Source organism: Deltaproteobacteria bacterium (genome assembly GCA_026388415.1).
Classification (GTDB): domain Bacteria; phylum Desulfobacterota; class Syntrophia; order Syntrophales; family JACQWR01; genus JAPLJV01.
On sequence record JAPLJV010000061.1, the window covers coordinates 18,780 to 33,683 of the forward strand.

15 protein-coding genes and 1 tRNA gene are annotated in these 14,904 nt (G+C 51.2%); 4 read left to right on the plus strand and 12 right to left on the minus strand.

What is annotated here, in order from left to right; genetic code table 11:
- Positions 1 to 25 precede the first annotated feature (25 nt).
- Positions 26 to 1,762, plus strand: a complete 1,737-nt coding sequence (locus NT140_12400) for a tetratricopeptide repeat protein (protein MCX5832661.1) — start codon at positions 26 to 28, stop codon at positions 1,760 to 1,762.
- Positions 1,763 to 1,841: 79 nt separating this feature from the next.
- A complete protein-coding gene (locus NT140_12405) occupies positions 1,842 to 2,684 on the plus strand; it encodes a DUF4292 domain-containing protein (protein ID MCX5832662.1) in 843 nt (280 codons plus the stop codon).
- Positions 2,685 to 2,709: 25 nt separating this feature from the next.
- On the opposite strand, the gene ybgF is transcribed toward NT140_12405, so the two are convergent.
- The 10 genes from ybgF to NT140_12455 all read right to left on the minus strand — a co-directional run bounded on the left by ybgF (position 2,710) and on the right by NT140_12455 (position 11,635).
- On the minus strand, positions 2,710 to 3,600 hold the full coding sequence (ybgF, locus tag NT140_12410; GenBank protein ID MCX5832663.1) for a tol-pal system protein YbgF: 891 nt from the start codon (positions 3,598 to 3,600) through the stop codon (positions 2,710 to 2,712).
- An 18-nt stretch (positions 3,601 to 3,618) separates the two neighbouring features.
- Positions 3,619 to 4,236, minus strand: coding sequence for a peptidoglycan-associated lipoprotein Pal (pal, locus tag NT140_12415; GenBank protein ID MCX5832664.1), 618 nt, complete (start codon positions 4,234 to 4,236; stop codon positions 3,619 to 3,621).
- A 183-nt stretch (positions 4,237 to 4,419) separates the two neighbouring features.
- The gene (gene tolB / locus NT140_12420; protein MCX5832665.1) at positions 4,420 to 5,781 is read right to left on the minus strand and encodes a Tol-Pal system beta propeller repeat protein TolB; all 1,362 of its coding nucleotides are present in this window, start codon (positions 5,779 to 5,781) and stop codon (positions 4,420 to 4,422) included.
- Complete coding sequence (locus tag NT140_12425) at positions 5,778 to 6,545, minus strand: energy transducer TonB (GenBank protein ID MCX5832666.1); 768 nt, start codon at positions 6,543 to 6,545, stop codon at positions 5,778 to 5,780. Before NT140_12425 ends, tolB begins: the two co-directional genes overlap by 4 nt.
- Complete coding sequence (locus NT140_12430; protein MCX5832667.1) at positions 6,545 to 6,943, minus strand: biopolymer transporter ExbD; 399 nt, start codon at positions 6,941 to 6,943, stop codon at positions 6,545 to 6,547. The genes NT140_12425 and NT140_12430 overlap by 1 nt, the downstream gene beginning before the upstream one ends.
- 33 nt (positions 6,944 to 6,976) lie before the next feature.
- Complete coding sequence (gene tolQ / locus NT140_12435) at positions 6,977 to 7,720, minus strand: protein TolQ (GenBank protein ID MCX5832668.1); 744 nt, start codon at positions 7,718 to 7,720, stop codon at positions 6,977 to 6,979.
- Positions 7,721 to 7,800: 80 nt separating this feature from the next.
- Complete coding sequence (gene epmA, locus NT140_12440; protein MCX5832669.1) at positions 7,801 to 8,745, minus strand: EF-P lysine aminoacylase EpmA; 945 nt, start codon at positions 8,743 to 8,745, stop codon at positions 7,801 to 7,803.
- Entirely contained in the window at positions 8,732 to 9,295 is a 564-nt protein-coding gene (gene efp, locus NT140_12445; protein MCX5832670.1) for an elongation factor P, read from the minus strand. Before efp ends, epmA begins: the two co-directional genes overlap by 14 nt.
- A 56-nt stretch (positions 9,296 to 9,351) precedes the next feature.
- A complete protein-coding gene (locus tag NT140_12450; protein MCX5832671.1) occupies positions 9,352 to 10,377 on the minus strand; it encodes a KamA family radical SAM protein in 1,026 nt (341 codons plus the stop codon).
- Between the two features lie 112 nt (positions 10,378 to 10,489).
- A complete protein-coding gene (locus tag NT140_12455; protein ID MCX5832672.1) occupies positions 10,490 to 11,635 on the minus strand; it encodes an acyl-CoA dehydrogenase family protein in 1,146 nt (381 codons plus the stop codon).
- Positions 11,636 to 11,861: 226 nt separating this feature from the next.
- Between NT140_12455 and NT140_12460 the strand changes: the two genes are divergently transcribed.
- Entirely contained in the window at positions 11,862 to 13,019 is a 1,158-nt protein-coding gene (locus tag NT140_12460; GenBank protein MCX5832673.1) for an acyl-CoA dehydrogenase family protein, read from the plus strand.
- Positions 13,020 to 13,077: 58 nt separating this feature from the next.
- On the plus strand, positions 13,078 to 14,343 hold the full coding sequence (locus NT140_12465) for an MFS transporter (protein ID MCX5832674.1): 1,266 nt from the start codon (positions 13,078 to 13,080) through the stop codon (positions 14,341 to 14,343).
- A gap of 41 nt (positions 14,344 to 14,384) precedes the next feature.
- Here the strand turns inward: NT140_12465 and NT140_12470 are convergent, their stop codons facing one another.
- Complete coding sequence (locus NT140_12470; protein ID MCX5832675.1) at positions 14,385 to 14,579, minus strand: hypothetical protein; 195 nt, start codon at positions 14,577 to 14,579, stop codon at positions 14,385 to 14,387.
- A 216-nt stretch (positions 14,580 to 14,795) separates the two neighbouring features.
- Positions 14,796 to 14,882: transfer RNA gene (locus NT140_12475), tRNA-Leu, on the minus strand.
- Positions 14,883 to 14,904 lie beyond the last annotated feature (22 nt).

Genomic DNA, 14,904 nt, shown 5'->3' on the forward strand with positions numbered 1-14,904 from the left:
AACCAACAGGAATGAATAACTTTTTATGAAAACATTTCTTAATAAACAATGGCTGTTGATTATTACTATTTTTATTTGTCTCGCGGGATGCGTGCCGCCTGGGACGAGGGCCGGTGATATCACGGCTGTCGAGGCCGACCTCACCCCCGTCAATCTTGCTTCCTATCATTATTCCCTGAGCGTGCTCTCTTCCTTAAGCGGGAAGCTGGATGATGCGATCGAGGAGATGGAAAAAGCCCTTGGTTTTGATGCCCGGTCGGCCTTTTTAGCCACGGAACTCGCCGGTCTTTACAGCGAAAAAGGCAATATCTCCAGGGCCATTGCGATCTGCGAAAAGACGCTGGCGGAAAACGGCAGTGACGTTGAAGCCAGACTCCTGCTGGCCAACTTGTACCTGAATGTCAAGAATTTTGATAATGCCCTCCGCGAGTATCTGAAAGTCACAGAACTTGAGCCGCGCAATGCCGATGCGCTGCTCTATACAGGTATTCTTTATGGAGAAGCCAAGAAGTACGAAGAAGCAGTTACCACTTTCCGCAGGCTGCTGGATAGCGATCCCGATCACATCATGGGGAATTACTACTTGGCAAAAACATTGAGCGAAGTTCAACAATATGGCGCCGCCGAAGAAATCTATAAGAAGACGTTGGCCTTAAAACCTGGGTTTGAACCGGCCGTACTCGACCTCGGACGTCTCTTGGAAAAACAGGAAAAGAATGACCAGGCGGTAAAAAAATATCGCGCCTACATCAAGGCTAACCCGCACAGTGTAAACGTCAGGCTCAAATTAGCCGATCTGCTGCTAAAACTAAAGAAACCGGAAGAGGCGGAAAAGGAGCTGCGGGAGACACTTACCTGGGGGAAGGGCCGCCGCGAGATTGCTTACCGGCTGGGTCTGTTCTATTTAGAAAGCGATCGCTTTGAGAGAGCCGCGGAAATCATCCTGGAGCTGCTTAAGACCAATTCCGGCGATTACCGGTTGAGATACCTGCTGGCTTCAGCTTATGAAGGCCAGAAGGATTACCAGCAGGCCATCGCCGAGTTGCAGAAGATACCCCGGGAGGCGGAACTATTTCCTGCCGCCCAGTTAAGCATCAGCCTGATGCTGAAAAATACCGGCCAAATCGAGGCCGCCATCGCCAATCTGTCGGCCGCCATTGACAACAGAAAAGATGCCCCCGATCTTTATGCCTTGCTTGCTTCCATCTACGAAGAAAAAAAAGAACTTCTAAGGGCGGAAGAAACCTTAAAGATGGGCCTGCAGGTCTCCCCCAGTGTCATGCTGCATTTCAGTCTGGGCGCACTTTACGAAAAGACAGACCGTTTCCCGGAAAGCATCAGGGAGATGGAGACCGTCCTGCAAATGGACGGTAAAAATGCCGAGGCCATGAACTTTATCGGTTACTCCTACGCCGACCGCGGCATCAAACTGGTGGAAGCTGAGGATTTAATTAGAAAGGCGCTGACGCTAAAGCCGGGTAATGCATACATGCTGGACAGCTTGGGCTGGGTCTGTTTCCGACAGAATAAGCTGGCGGAGGCCATAAAATACTTAAAAGAAGCGGCCGCCGGGCTTCCCCAGGATGCCACCGTTGCCGAACACCTGGGCGATGTCTATGTCGAATCAGGCCAAATTGAAGCGGCCAGAGAGATTTATCTGCAAGTCATGAAATTGAATCCCGACCATAAAACTGTGCCGCAGAAGATAGAGAAGATGAAGATAACGGGTCACAACCCCGATAAACGGGATAAGCCCCGCTGAGCGGGATAAGAGCTTTAACGGATTTGCTTTCCTCGATAAAGCAAATCCTAACGCACTAATAAAATAGCGGGTAGTAATATTGGATAATTTGGCGGCACAGACAAGCAATATTACTAAGCAAATGTTGGCGCTGCTCATTTGCTGCTTTCTTGCCTCCTGCGCGCCGGCCGTAACCTTGCCCCATGCCCCGGATCAGCTTCCTGCTCCGCTTGATCCCCGCTGGGAAAAACTAAGCGGCAGGAATCAAGTCCGAAGCGGCCTGAGAGCGATGGCGGATATTGACCTGACGGCAGAAGGCGGCAGACGTCATCTGCGGGTAGCCATGCTGCTCCAACTCCCATCACTGATGCGGATAGAAAGCATCCCTCTTTTCGGCCCACCGGATTTCTTCCTCTCTCTGAACAGGGAAAAACTGAAGATTTTTTTGCCGGGTAAAAAAGAATATTATCAGGGTCGTCCGTCGCGGGAAAATTTGTCGCGTTTCCTGCCGCTCAGTCTATCCCCGACGGATATGGTATATGTCCTTATGGGCCTCCCTCCTCCCCCACCTGTCGCCGAAGAAAAAATCGGTTACCGGGAATCTCGTGAAGGCGACAGGAAACGTCTGGACCTGTTCTTGAATAACCGGATAATCCGGATACTGTGGTCGGACAGCAATGTTGAGCGACTAACAGACATGGAAATACTTGACGCCAACACCAAACTTACCCATCGGGTAAGCTATGGCAACTACCTCCGGTTGGGAGAAAGCGACTGGCCGCAACAGGTAACGATAGTTTCCCAAGACGGGAAGGCTCGGATAATTGTTAATTATGACGATATGGAATTGTGCGCCCCGGAGGATGAGGAAATCTTTGACCTACCCATCCCCAGGGGTATAACGCCTACCGGCATGGATAGGGATGACCCGCCCTGGGAATAATAGATAAGCGGGTCTGTTCCATCTTCTATTTTATGTTGAGAAGGGTCGCCTTTGCCGTGCGAGCCTGATTAGTATTGGGATAGTCGTTTATCACCCGCTGCAGAATAAGCTTCGCACTGGCCTTATCACCCAGGTTCATAAAGGCAATCCCCTGCTTCAGGAGGGCGTAAGGCACCTTGTCGCCGTCAGGATAATTCTTGGCCACCTTTTCATATTCCAGGATGGCATTCTCGTACTTTTTTTCAAAATAATAGCATTCCCCGATCCAGAACTGGGCATTATCGGAATATTCCGTGTCGGGGTACTGTTTCAGAAAGTTATGAAATGCCTCTCTGCCCTTATCGAATTTGCCATCCTTGAAAAGCTCATAGGCGGCGGCATAGGCCGACTCCTTATCAGGTTTTCCCTTGGTAACTTCCTTGGGCTTTTCGCCCTTTTCCGTTCCCTCCGGCTGGTCTTCTCTTTTTCCGATCCCCAGGAAATTCTCGATAAAATTGATCTTGAAAACCGCGTTATTGAGTTTTTCCCTGATTTCCTTGGCGTCCTCATCCTTATTGGTGCGCGTCACGACGGTGGCGAGATCCTTACGCAGAGCCTCCACCTGGCCCCTCAGTTGCTGGATATTATCCCGGATGTCGGCTATATCGGCGCCCGTTTCCGCCGTGCTCTTGCGCAAAGCCGTGACGGCTTCAAAGTTTCTGGCAACCTCGCCACGGATAGCATTGTCTTCCGCCTTCAGGAGGGACAGATGCTTCTCCACTGCCGCCACCTTTTTTTCCACCACCACCACCCTGTTGTTCACTACATCGGTTATCTTCTGATCCAACTCGCTTTGGACCTTTTTCAAATCATCAGTAGTTGCACAACCGATTAGTGCCGCCAACAAAAGCATGAGCAGAAAAATATTTATTTTCAAGCGCTTAACCTCACTTGATTATTTTTTCCCGGAGGCGTCAAAATGCGCCCGGCGGTTCCTGGCCCAAGCGTCTTCGGTATGTCCTTTATCCAGAGGCAGTTCCTCGCCATAGCTTAAGGTCTTGATTCTCTTGGCATCAATGCCCATGTCAACGAGGAATTTAGTTGCCGCATTGGCGCGCCTTTCCCCCAAGGCCAGGTTATATTCGGCGGTGCCTCTTTCATCGCAGTGCCCCTCTACAACAATCATGACATCCTTATTTTTATTCAGCCATTCGGCATGATTCTTAAGGCTCGCCCGCGCTTCATCCTTAAGGTTGAATTTGTCGAAATCGAAACGGATATCGGCCAATTCATAAAGTTCCCTGGCAGGCACGGCTACTGCGGCGGTCGTTGCTGCTGGTGCTGCTTTATCCGCTCCCTCCAGCACTGGCTCACCTACGGAAAATTTCGCTTTTGCCGGGGCCTTTTCAACGGGAGCCGCTTGTTCTACCGGCTTGGCCTCTGGCGCCACGGCCGCCGGCGCCATCGGCGCCACCCTGTCTTCTTGGAGGGCTTCTTTATTAGCGCTGCAACCACCGATAAGCACCATCATCAATGCAAATACTAATATTACTAACCCAACGTTTCTTCTCATAATCTTCACTCCTTTCTTCATCATCACTAAAGTTTTCCTAAAGGTGCAATCCCCCCCCAGGATGGATAAAGAATAATGGTAAACTGCTACCGCTTTATAACGCAAGTTCACGACACATTCAACATAAAAAAACATTTATTTTTCCGGTCCCTGGTACGAACGGAGCAGCTCATCCATATAGAGCTAAGGAATGGTCTTAAAACGGGAAGACCAGGAAGCAGAAACGCATTCCCCGGACCCTTCATACAAAAGCCGCAAGTTCAATCCGGAGGCGGTCATGATATAAATTTTTTTCTTATTGCCGTTACTTTTGCTGAAGGCTAAATACCGGCCGTCAGGTGACCAGGAGGGAGATTTGCCCTCGCCGCTGTCAAAGGTCAGTTGCTTCACGTTTTCACCGTCCGGGCCGATGGTAAAAATCTGGAACCTGCCGTCTATCATGCCTTCATAGGCAATCCGGTCGCCCTTGGGAGACCAGGCGGGAGAGGTATTGTAGTTCCCTGCATAGGTAAGCCTTTTGGCATTATTGCCGTCTGCGTCCATGATATATAATTGCGGAGATCCGGAACGATTCGATACGAAAGCGATCCTGCCTCCATCAGGGGACCAGACGGGAGAGACATCAATAGCATAATTGTTTGTCAAACGTTGCAGTAGCTTACTGCCGAAGTCCAGCAGATAAATCTCTTCATTGCCGTCTTTGCTCAAGGTTATCAGCACCTTCCTGCCGTCGGACGACCAGCCTCCAGACAAATTAATGCCCCGGAAAGAACTAATCTTCGTAATGGCGGCATTAGTCATATCCTTGACGTAGAAATCCGGGTTCCCCCCCTCAAAGGAAGTATACGCCAGATATCTGCCCTCGGCAGACCAGCGTGGAGACATAAGAATTGTCCTGCTCTCTATCTCTTTTACCAAATCCGAACCGTCGTAATTTATGGAAAGGATGTCCGTTGCCTTGCCCTTTTTCATGACGAAGGCGATCCGCGTGCCAAAGACACTCCCGTCTCCCGTAAGGGCAAGCAGTATCTCCCCGGCAAATTTACGGAGCATGGTCTTGCCATCGGCAGCCTTGCCCACATACTTTTTCCCGACTACGACTTCCGCCTTTACCACGTCATAGAGACGACAATCCAGGATCAGTTCGCCGCCCCGTTGCTGAAAACCTCCCTGCACCAGATATTCCGCCCCGATCGCCAGCCAGTCGGCAAAGCGGATGTTTTCCGCAGGGGCATTGGCGGACGCTTTATTATCATCGAGATACGCCTTTTTAGCGACAACATTGAAAAAAGCCGTTATCCGCAGGAGGCTGGAAAGCTGGTCGGCAAGCAGGGCGGACTGATTATCGGGCAAGCCATTTTTCCCGGCCAAGTTCCGGAAATCCGGGACAGCAATGACAAATTGCTGCCAGGCAGGGGAATCCATGTCTAAGTAAACCTTGTCGGCGCTATCAGCACACTCGGGAGCAAAGAATAAAATCGCGCCCAGTAAGATGAGGCTTTTAAAAATAAGTCTGGTTTTAAAGCCGATAATACACCTCTTCATTTGAATTCGGCAGAATGAAAGCGGATGCCGATTTCAATGCTGCCGTCTCTTAGTTCCTCCGGCAACGGCGGCAAGGGATTGGCCTTTTTGACAGTCCGCAGCGCGGCATCATCAAAGTAACGGTTGCCGGACCGCTTCTCCAGACCAACATTCGTAATCGTCCCATCCCTTAATATTTGGGCGTGCACCACCGCTTCAATGTTTTCGCGGGGCAACAGACCCTGGGGAATGGTCCACAACACTTTGATCCTCGACCAGATTACGGCATAGTAGTTCCTCATCCTGGCATTCGCGTCCCCCCCCCCGTCGCTGAGCCTGGCAGCGGATGACGCCTGCGACGTTATCCGCGACGCCCCCTGCGAGGCCGGCGAGGGCGCCGATTGCTCCGCTGCCGCCGGAACATTCTTTCTAATTGCTTCCAGCGCCTTTTCTACGCTACCGAAGGATTTTTTTCGCGCTTCTACGGGAGTAACAGGAACGGGAAGTGAATCCAGGGATGACCTGTTAAGCATGGGCTGGCGGGCAGGGACGTAATCTAATATGTTTCTCGCCGCTGTCTCCGCGCCTTTCTTTTCCAGCAAACTGGCCGGCATACTTACCAATTGGACAGAGTATACCGGGCCGAAAGTCAATTTGGGCATAGGCAATAGCGAGCGTGAGAAAACAAGGAGAGACAAAACAATAAAATGGGCCACCAGAGACAGGAAAATAATGCCGTGCAAGCTTGGCCCTCCGTCTCCGGAGTTGCTTCCCTCCAGATACATTATCTGGCCTCCTCCGGAGGTTCGGTAATCATCCCCAGCTTGTCTACCCCGGCCTTCCTGACTTCAGACATAACCTCCACAACAAAGCCATAGGGGACGTTCCTGTCCGCCCGCAGGAAAAGGTCACGGTCAATCTTGGCGGCAAATATGTTCTCTAACTTGGACCGCAGATCCGGCAGGGTGACCTTGCTTTTGTTCAGGAAAATCTCTTTGGCGCCATTAACGGTCAGCACGAGCTTTTCTTCCGTAACATCCACGCTCTTGGATTTCACGCGCGGCAGATTCACATCAATGCCCATCTGCAGCATGGGTGCGGCGACCATAAAAATGATCAATAGCACCAGGACCACATCCACCAGCGGTGTAACGTTGATCTCGGAAAAGGATTTGCTTGCCAAATAATCACGCCTGCGTCCGTAATTCATTTTTCCCTACCGCTTGGCATAAAAACGCTCCAGAATATTCAGGAGTTCGGAAACAAAGCCATCCATCTCCATAACCATAATTTTGATATTGTTCTGAAAATAATTATAGAATACTACGGCCGGTATGGCCGCCGCCAGTCCTGCCGCAGTCGCCACCAGGGCCTCCGATATTCCGGGCGCTACGACAGCCAAAGTTGCCGACCCTTTGGCGCCGATACCCCGGAAGGTATCCATGATGCCCCAAACCGTGCCAAAAAGACCGATAAACGGACAGACGCTGCCGGTAGTCGCCAGAAAACCAAGGGTGCTTTCCATCTTGGTAATCTCCGTGCTGCAGGCGCGATGGAAGGTGCGTTCGATATTGTCTATGCCCTTTATCTCCAACACTGCTGGCGCTGATCCTTCCGAGGCGGGGGGTGTTTCTTTCATGAACTTGTTGAGAGTGATCTGCTCCGCATAGCCTGCCCGGAAAACCTTCGCCACATTGGAATGCAAAAATTTATTGGATCCGGTAAAAACCTCGGATAGTTTGCCGCTCTTCATATACATTGCCAGAAACGTGCTGTTTTCCTTCCGGGCTTTTTTGAGCAGACGGTATTTCATAAAAATGATCGCCCAGGAAACAACCGAAAAGAAAAGCAGGGATATTAATACGAATTGGACCATGAAGCTGGCATTGATGATCATGTCCAAGATGCTGCCGTGGAACTGGCCGCCCAAATTTACGTTCGTGGTAGAAACCTCTTGCACTCTTGACCTCCCCAAGGGCATTTTGATAGAATCGCGTTATATCTATTTAAAAAAAGCTGCATTGTCAACAGCTCTTTTGTTTATAAATCTTCGGGCACAAAAGCCACCACGTCGTCAATAGTTGACCGGTCCGTCAGGATCATAGCCAATCTGTCAATGCCCAGCGCGATGCCGGCCGCTTCCGGCATGGAGGAGAGGGCCGTTAAAAATCTTTCGGGAACGGGATAGGCCGATTTCCCCACGGCTGAGCGCTCTCGTTCAGATACTTGAAAGCGTGTACGCTGCTCTTCGGCATCGGTCAGTTCGGAAAAGGCATTGGCCAGTTCCAGTCCTCCGATATAGAGCTCAAAGCGTTCCGTAAGCGAGGGGTCGCCTTTTTTCGCCCTGGCTAAGCAACCGGGATGCAGGGGATAATCATAAATAAATATCGGTTTGGCCACGCCCAGCTCCGGTTCTATGTGACAGGCCATCATCTCGTCAAAACATTCCGTCCGCAGGGCTTCCGACATGGACAGCGGGGCATGGAGATCAAAGGCATCGGCCACGGTGATCATCTCCCAGGGCGGCTGCAGGCTGACGCGCCTCCCCTGAAAGGAAAGGGCGCCGCCGCACCCAAGCTCATTGAAAACAAAGGACAGCAAATCCTGGCATTCCGTCATCAATTTTCTGTAGTCGCTGTCGGCCTGATACCACTCCAGGATGGTAAATTCGGGCAGGTGCCGCGTGCCCCTTTCCTTACTGCGGAAACAGCGGCATATTTGAAAGATGCGGGGATAGCCGGCAGCGAGCAGCCGTTTCATGCACAGTTCCGGCGAGGTATGTAAAAACCAGTTACCGCAACTCACGGCATCTATATGCGTCTCCGGCGCCGGCGCTGGGATCAGTAGGGGGGTTTCCACCTCCAGATAACCATGGATAATGAAAAAACGCCGCATGGCCTGGATCATTGCCGCCCGCCGCCAGAGGAAATCCCTTTTGCCTGCCGACGGACCACCTTCTTCTACTGGAGGCCTATCCTTTAACACGGGTCATATATTCCCCGGTGCGCGTATCAATCCTGATCTTCTCGCCCTGCTCAACAAAGGGAGGCACCTGGATCTGGTAACCCGTCTGCACGATGACGGGCTTGGCATTGCCCGATACCGTGTCTCCCTTGGCCCAGGGATCGGCTTGCGTCACGATCAAATCCACGAAATTGGGGAGGCTCACGCCTAACGGCCGGTCCTCAAACATCAGGACTTCTGCTTCGATATTATCAATCAGAAAATTTTTCGCGTCGCCTACCTGCAATTCCGTTAGAAAAATCTGTTCATAACTCTGATTGTCCATGAAGCAGTATTTCTCCCCTTCCTTGTAGAGAAATTGCATCTTTTTCTCTTGCAGGTCGGCAGATTCAAAGGTATCCACGGAACGGAAGGTCCTTTCAAACTGGCTACCTGTCAGCATATTCTTTAACTTGGAGCGATAGAGAGCCTGACCTTTACCGGGCTTGACAAAGTTGAACTCCGTTATGATATAGGGTTCATTGTCAATTTTTATTCTGAGTCCTTTTTTCAAATCACTGGCAGTGTACATATAAATTTTCACTCCTTATTTTGTGTAGGTGAACTGTATCACGTTATACCATAAATTTACAGCGGAATTTTCCCTCGCTCCCCCGTATCAAGAACGTAGGCGGGCAGGCAAAGTCCCGAGATATTGCTCCTGAGTTTTCCCATCATCTCTATCCCCTGTTCCATATCCGCCCGCAAATGGTTCGTGCCGGCCACGGCGTCGCCCTGAAAGAGGTAATATGGTCTGACCCCGATTCGCTGCAGTCCGTAGAGGAGAGCCTGCATCGCTTCGTAAGAATCATTTACTCCCTTCAGCAGCACTGACTGGTTGGAAAGGGGCAGACCCGCTTCCAGCAGCATGGCGCAGGCCCGGGCTGAATCATCCGTGATTTCATTGGCATGATTAAATTGGGTGTTGAACCACAGCGGCCGATGTTTGCGCAGCATTCGACAGAGTCTTTTCGTGATCCGCATCGGCATGACGACTGGGATACGGCTCCCGAGGCGAATCACCTCGACGTTGGAAAGAGCGCGCAGCGCCCCGAGGAACCAGTCCAGCAGCCCTTCACTCAAGGTCAGGGGGTCGCCGCCGGAAATTATCACCTCCCTGATACCCGGATTTTCAGCTACGTAAGCGACCATCGCCTGCAACTCCGTTTTGCCGGCCACGTGAGCATTATTTCCCCACCGGCGTTTGCGGTTGCAATGCCGGCAATAGGTAACACAGGCATTCGTCACCATGACGAGGCACCGGTCCGGATAGCGGTACACGAGACCGTCAAGGGGCATATTATTTTCCTCCGCCAGCGGATCGGCCAGTTCTCCCGGGGCATGATCCATCTCCCGCAGGTCCGGGAAACACTGCCTGGCAATGGGATCATCGGTATCATCACGGTCCACCAGGGAAAGATAGTAAGGCGTAATACAGTAAGGGTAGGCACTGATGAGTTTCCCGTACCAGGCCGCTGCCGACGGAGGATAATGAATCAAGGCTGCTAACTGCTCCCGGGTGTGGAGACGCTGTTGATATTGCCAGCGCCAATCGTGCCAATCGTCATGAGAGATGTTATTGCTCCAGGGAATGCAAATTTTTCCTTTTATCATGTTGTATTTATCGCCACTCCGGGGACGTCAGCACTACCATAAATAAAAATGGCTGAAAAGGAAAAGTTTGCCGCCGGAAATTCCCCGAAACGACAAGTTTCAGTTAGATTAATTAAAAAACCTTCTTCAAGAGTTCTCTGGCGATGACTGCCTTCTCAACCTCTTTGGAGCCTTCATAAATCTCGACAATCTTGGCATCCCGGTAGAATCTCTGGACATCGTAATCGGCGATGTAGCCGTAGCCTCCGTGCAGCTGCAGGGCTTCATTCGTCACATATACCGCCGTGTCGCCGGCATACCATTTCGCCATGGAAATGAGGCCGGGATCAACCTTCCCGTGGTCGAGTAGATAGGCTGACCGCCAGTAGAGACCACGGGCCGCCTCGATCCGTGTTGCCATCTCGGCGATCTTGAACTGGAGCCCCTGGAGTCCGGCCAAGGTCCCCCCGAAGGCCTTTCTCTTTTTTATATGCAAAATCGCGGCTTCCAGCGCTCCCTGGGCAACACCGACACCCTGGGCCGCCACATGGTTTCGCGTCTTGTTGAAGAAATCCATGAGCTGATAAAAGCCCCGTTGCTCCTGACCTATCAGATTTTCCGCCGGTACTTCCACGTTATTGAAATTAACCTCGGCGGTATTTGAGGCCCGGATCCCCAGCTTGCCGTGGATTTTTGTGGCTTCATAGCCGGGGGTTGCAGTCTCGACTAATATGACACTGAATCTCTTGTGAACATCTTTCTCCTCCGGGTGCGTGAGGGCATAGACGAGTAGGTTATCGGCGAGACACCCGTTGGTGATAAACATCTTCGACCCGTTGATGATGTATTTGCTGCCCTGCTTCTCGGCCTTCGTCTTGATCATGGTCACATCGCTGCCGGCATCGGGTTCGGTAATGGCAAACCCGATCATTGCCTCTCCCGCTACCAGAGGAGGAAGATATTTCTTCTTTTGTCCCTCCGTGCCAAAGGCCTGGATCATTTCCGACCCGAAAGTACAGGAAATAACCGCCTGTCCGCATCCGGGATCAACCCGCCAAAACTCCTCCGCGATGAGGGAATGCTCCAGGAAACCGAGTCCCGCACCATCATATGCTTCCTTAATAAACGTCCCGACAAAGCCGTTTTTCGCGGCCTTTTTCCAGATAGCCGGATCGAACTCTTCCTTTTCATCAAACTCCTTTGCCCTGTCCCTGAATTCACCCTCGGCAAACTCCCGTGCTGCCTTTTTGATGTCAACCTGTTCAGCCGTCAATTCCATAATTAGTCTCCTAACCCCAATAAGCGGGATAGGTGAGTCTAGAACGATCATTCTGTTTGTCAAGAAGAATCTGGACAGAGGTTATTCTATGATTTCCGTGTGAATAATGAATACGGGGTTCCCAAAAAAGAAATATTCATTTATTAATTCTTGCTGTAGGCTTATAAAAGCAAAATAATTTTAAGTTATCTGTTCGGATAACGCCAAAAGAAAGTGAGGAATACCTATGGAATTCGAACTGTCGAAAGAGCAAAAAGAAATTCAACGAGCGGTCAGAGATTTCGTAGCGGGTGAATTTAAAAAAGAGTTCATCCTGGAACTGGAAGAAAAACATGAATATCCGGTCCAATTGTGGGAAAAGGCTGCCGAACTGGGCTTCATCGGTATTCATTATGATGAAAAGTACTCTGGCCAGGGATTGGGAGTCATGGAGAATATTCTGGTCGCCGAAGAACTGTGTCGGGGTGATTCTTCCGTAGGCGCCTGTATTATTTTAGCAAATTTTGGTTCTGAAATTATCCTGCATTTCGGCAGCGAAGAGCAAAAATTAAAATGGCTGCCACAGCTCGCCACCGGCAAAGTGCTTTCCTGCGGTGCCTTTACCGAACCCGATCATGGATCGGATATTACCTCGATGAGTACCACCGCCTTCAAAGACGGGAATGATTGGATCATCAACGGCAACAAGATGTTTATTACCAATGGGGGACCGCTCGCCGGATTCTACTGTGTTTTGTGCCAGACCGATCCCCATGCGAATCCTTCTTATAGAGGGCTGAGTCTGATTCTGGTCGAAGCGGATCGGGCGGGCGTTTCTGCCAGCAGTGTCGGGCACAAGATGGGCATTCGGATGATGAACTCGGCAGAAGTTGTTTTCAGCAATGTCAGGGTTCCGACCGAAAACCTGCTTGGCAAAGAAGGCAACGGATTCTACCAGGTGCTTGCCTTCTTCGATGAAAGCCGGATACTGATCGCCGCCCAGGCTTTGGGGACTGCCCAGGGCGCCTTTGACCGTGCTCTGGCGTATGTCAAGTCTCGAAAGCAGTTTGGCAAGAAAATCGCTGAGTTTCAGATTACTCAACACAAACTGGCGGATATGGCGACGAAGATCGAGATGGCCAGGCTACTGGTTTATAAAGCAGCCTGGAATTGTGATCAGGGACGGACTGATCCCAAGCTGACTTCCATGGCAAAAATGGCTGCCGCCCGCACCGCCGTTGAAGTTTGTGACGAAGCCATTCAACTTCTGGGCGGATACGGCTATATGCTGGAATACGAAGTAGAGCGTTTCTACCGGGATGCCAAAATTACCGAATTGTATGAAGGCACGAAAGAAATTCAGAAGAACACCATTGCCGGTGCGCTGCTCGGAAAGATAAAGTAATAGATAGCAAAGTGCGTTCAAGCTAAGGATGTCTCATCACAATACCGGACCGCGACTATTGAAGACAGTAACACAAAGTGACTCCGCTTGGCTCATCGGGATCTGTCTGAGCCGTAGCTTTTTTGCATTTATCTTCACCGCCTACGCGGCGGCGCTGCCGCTGCTGAGAGCTGATTGGAACATGTCGGCAAGCCAGGCCGGTTTGATACAATCGGCCTGGCATACCGGCTATCTGATATCGCTGTTTGCGGTCGGTTTTATTGCTGACCGGTACGGCGCCAATAAAACGTTTCTTATTGGCAGTGTCCTAGCCGGCTTTAGCGCACTTATGTTCGCGTTTTTCGCAGACGGTTTCATCTCCGGTCTCTTCTTTTATGGGGTTACCGGATTATGTTCTGGTGCATCGTATACGCCGGGTTTGACACTTGTTGCGGAGCGTTTTGCACCTCATGAGCGCGGCCGAGCAATGGGATGGTTTCTTGCTGCAGCTTCGCTCGGGTATGGCGTATCGCTGCTCCTGAGCGGAATCCTGATGCCGCACGTCGGCTGGCGAGGCTCATTTATCGCCGCGGCTTGTGGACCGCTCATTGCGATGCGAATCTCGTTTTGGACGTTACGAGTGACGCCCAACGTGATTCATCCGCACGGCAACCAGCTCACCGGCATCCTCGCATTGCGGGCGGTCTGGCAAAACAGGCCTGCCATGCTTCTTATCTGGGCATATGTATTCCATGCATGGGAACTGCTGGGATTATGGGCGTGGCTGCCGGCATATCTCGCGGCAGCGATCGTGCAGAATGGCGCCATGACTCTGAAGGCCGCCGGTTTCGGTGCTCTCTTCACAGCGTTCACTCACATCACCAGTATGAGCGGCAGCATATACGGCGGCGCTCTGTCGGATCGCTGGGGACGCACCAGAGCTATCCTCTTGGGGTCATGCCTGAGCCTTATGTGCTCTTTTATGTTCGGCTGGATGATAGCGCTGCCTCTATGGCTCCTGGTGACTGTGGCCACGCTCTACAACATTGCCGCTATCACCGATTCTTCGGTCTATTCGACGGCTCTCACCGAACTGGTTCCGCCTCACTATCTGGGCGCTGCCTATGCGCTACGCTCGCTTCTTGGTTTCGGCGCAGGAATCATAAGCCCATGGGTGTTCGGGCTCGTGATGGACTGGGCACGCGGCGAACCGCTCAACTCGGAGACAATGGCATGGGGACTTGCGTGGACTGCACTCGGTGTCGGCGCTGCGCTCGGGCCGCTAATGACGGTCATGCTGCGCGAGACGCCCGAGGCGAACAAGATGGCCTGCGGAAAAAGGTAATAATGGAGGTTACGCATACATCCTGGTCAATGAAGATATGCTCAATTAATTGGAGAAGATTTTAACAAGTTCTCCGCCGCCATATCCTGAAGCTTTTCTCTTATTTTCTCTGTACTTTCTGGTTCCATTTTCTCGGCGATATCTCTTTGAAACAGATTGTTTGCACAACTTTCATTAACTTTTACGATAGCTCCGGAATGGCGCCCCATCCATTCCTGTTTTAGTCTTACTTCCATATTACCCCCCAGTTCACCCCGTTTGCCCTGCGGTTTCACGGTACTTTAACCATCTGTCCGCGTTGGCAACGGCCCCCACACACAATGAGTCGCCTATATCATAATTATCGAGGAAACAACATAATGATTAGAACCCTTATTTCCAAACCGTTGGCCAAGTACCCTCAAAAGAAAAGAGGGTTAACCAATAACTCAGCTAACCCCCTGTTTTTCCTATGGTGCCGAAGCCCGGACTTGAACCGGGATGAGCATTCGCCCACTAGACCCTGAACCTAGCGCGTCTACCAATTCCGCCACTTCGGCAAATGAAGATTAAATAAGGACA

What these genes read in the sequence shown, in the direction of transcription:
- NT140_12400 (MCX5832661.1), top strand. Translation starts at nt 26, where the DNA reads ATGAAAACATTTCTTAATAAACAATGGCTGTTGATTATTACTATTTTT.
- pal (MCX5832664.1), bottom strand. Translation starts at nt 4,236, where the DNA reads ATGAGAAGAAACGTTGGGTTAGTAATATTAGTATTTGCATTGATGATG.
- tolB (MCX5832665.1), bottom strand. Translation starts at nt 5,781, where the DNA reads ATGAAGAGGTGTATTATCGGCTTTAAAACCAGACTTATTTTTAAAAGC.
- NT140_12425 (MCX5832666.1), bottom strand. Translation starts at nt 6,545, where the DNA reads ATGTATCTGGAGGGAAGCAACTCCGGAGACGGAGGGCCAAGCTTGCAC.
- efp (MCX5832670.1), bottom strand. Translation starts at nt 9,295, where the DNA reads ATGTACACTGCCAGTGATTTGAAAAAAGGACTCAGAATAAAAATTGAC.
- NT140_12450 (MCX5832671.1), bottom strand. Translation starts at nt 10,377, where the DNA reads ATGATAAAAGGAAAAATTTGCATTCCCTGGAGCAATAACATCTCTCAT.
- NT140_12455 (MCX5832672.1), bottom strand. Translation starts at nt 11,635, where the DNA reads ATGGAATTGACGGCTGAACAGGTTGACATCAAAAAGGCAGCACGGGAG.
- NT140_12460 (MCX5832673.1), top strand. Translation starts at nt 11,862, where the DNA reads ATGGAATTCGAACTGTCGAAAGAGCAAAAAGAAATTCAACGAGCGGTC.
- NT140_12470 (MCX5832675.1), bottom strand. Translation starts at nt 14,579, where the DNA reads ATGGAAGTAAGACTAAAACAGGAATGGATGGGGCGCCATTCCGGAGCT.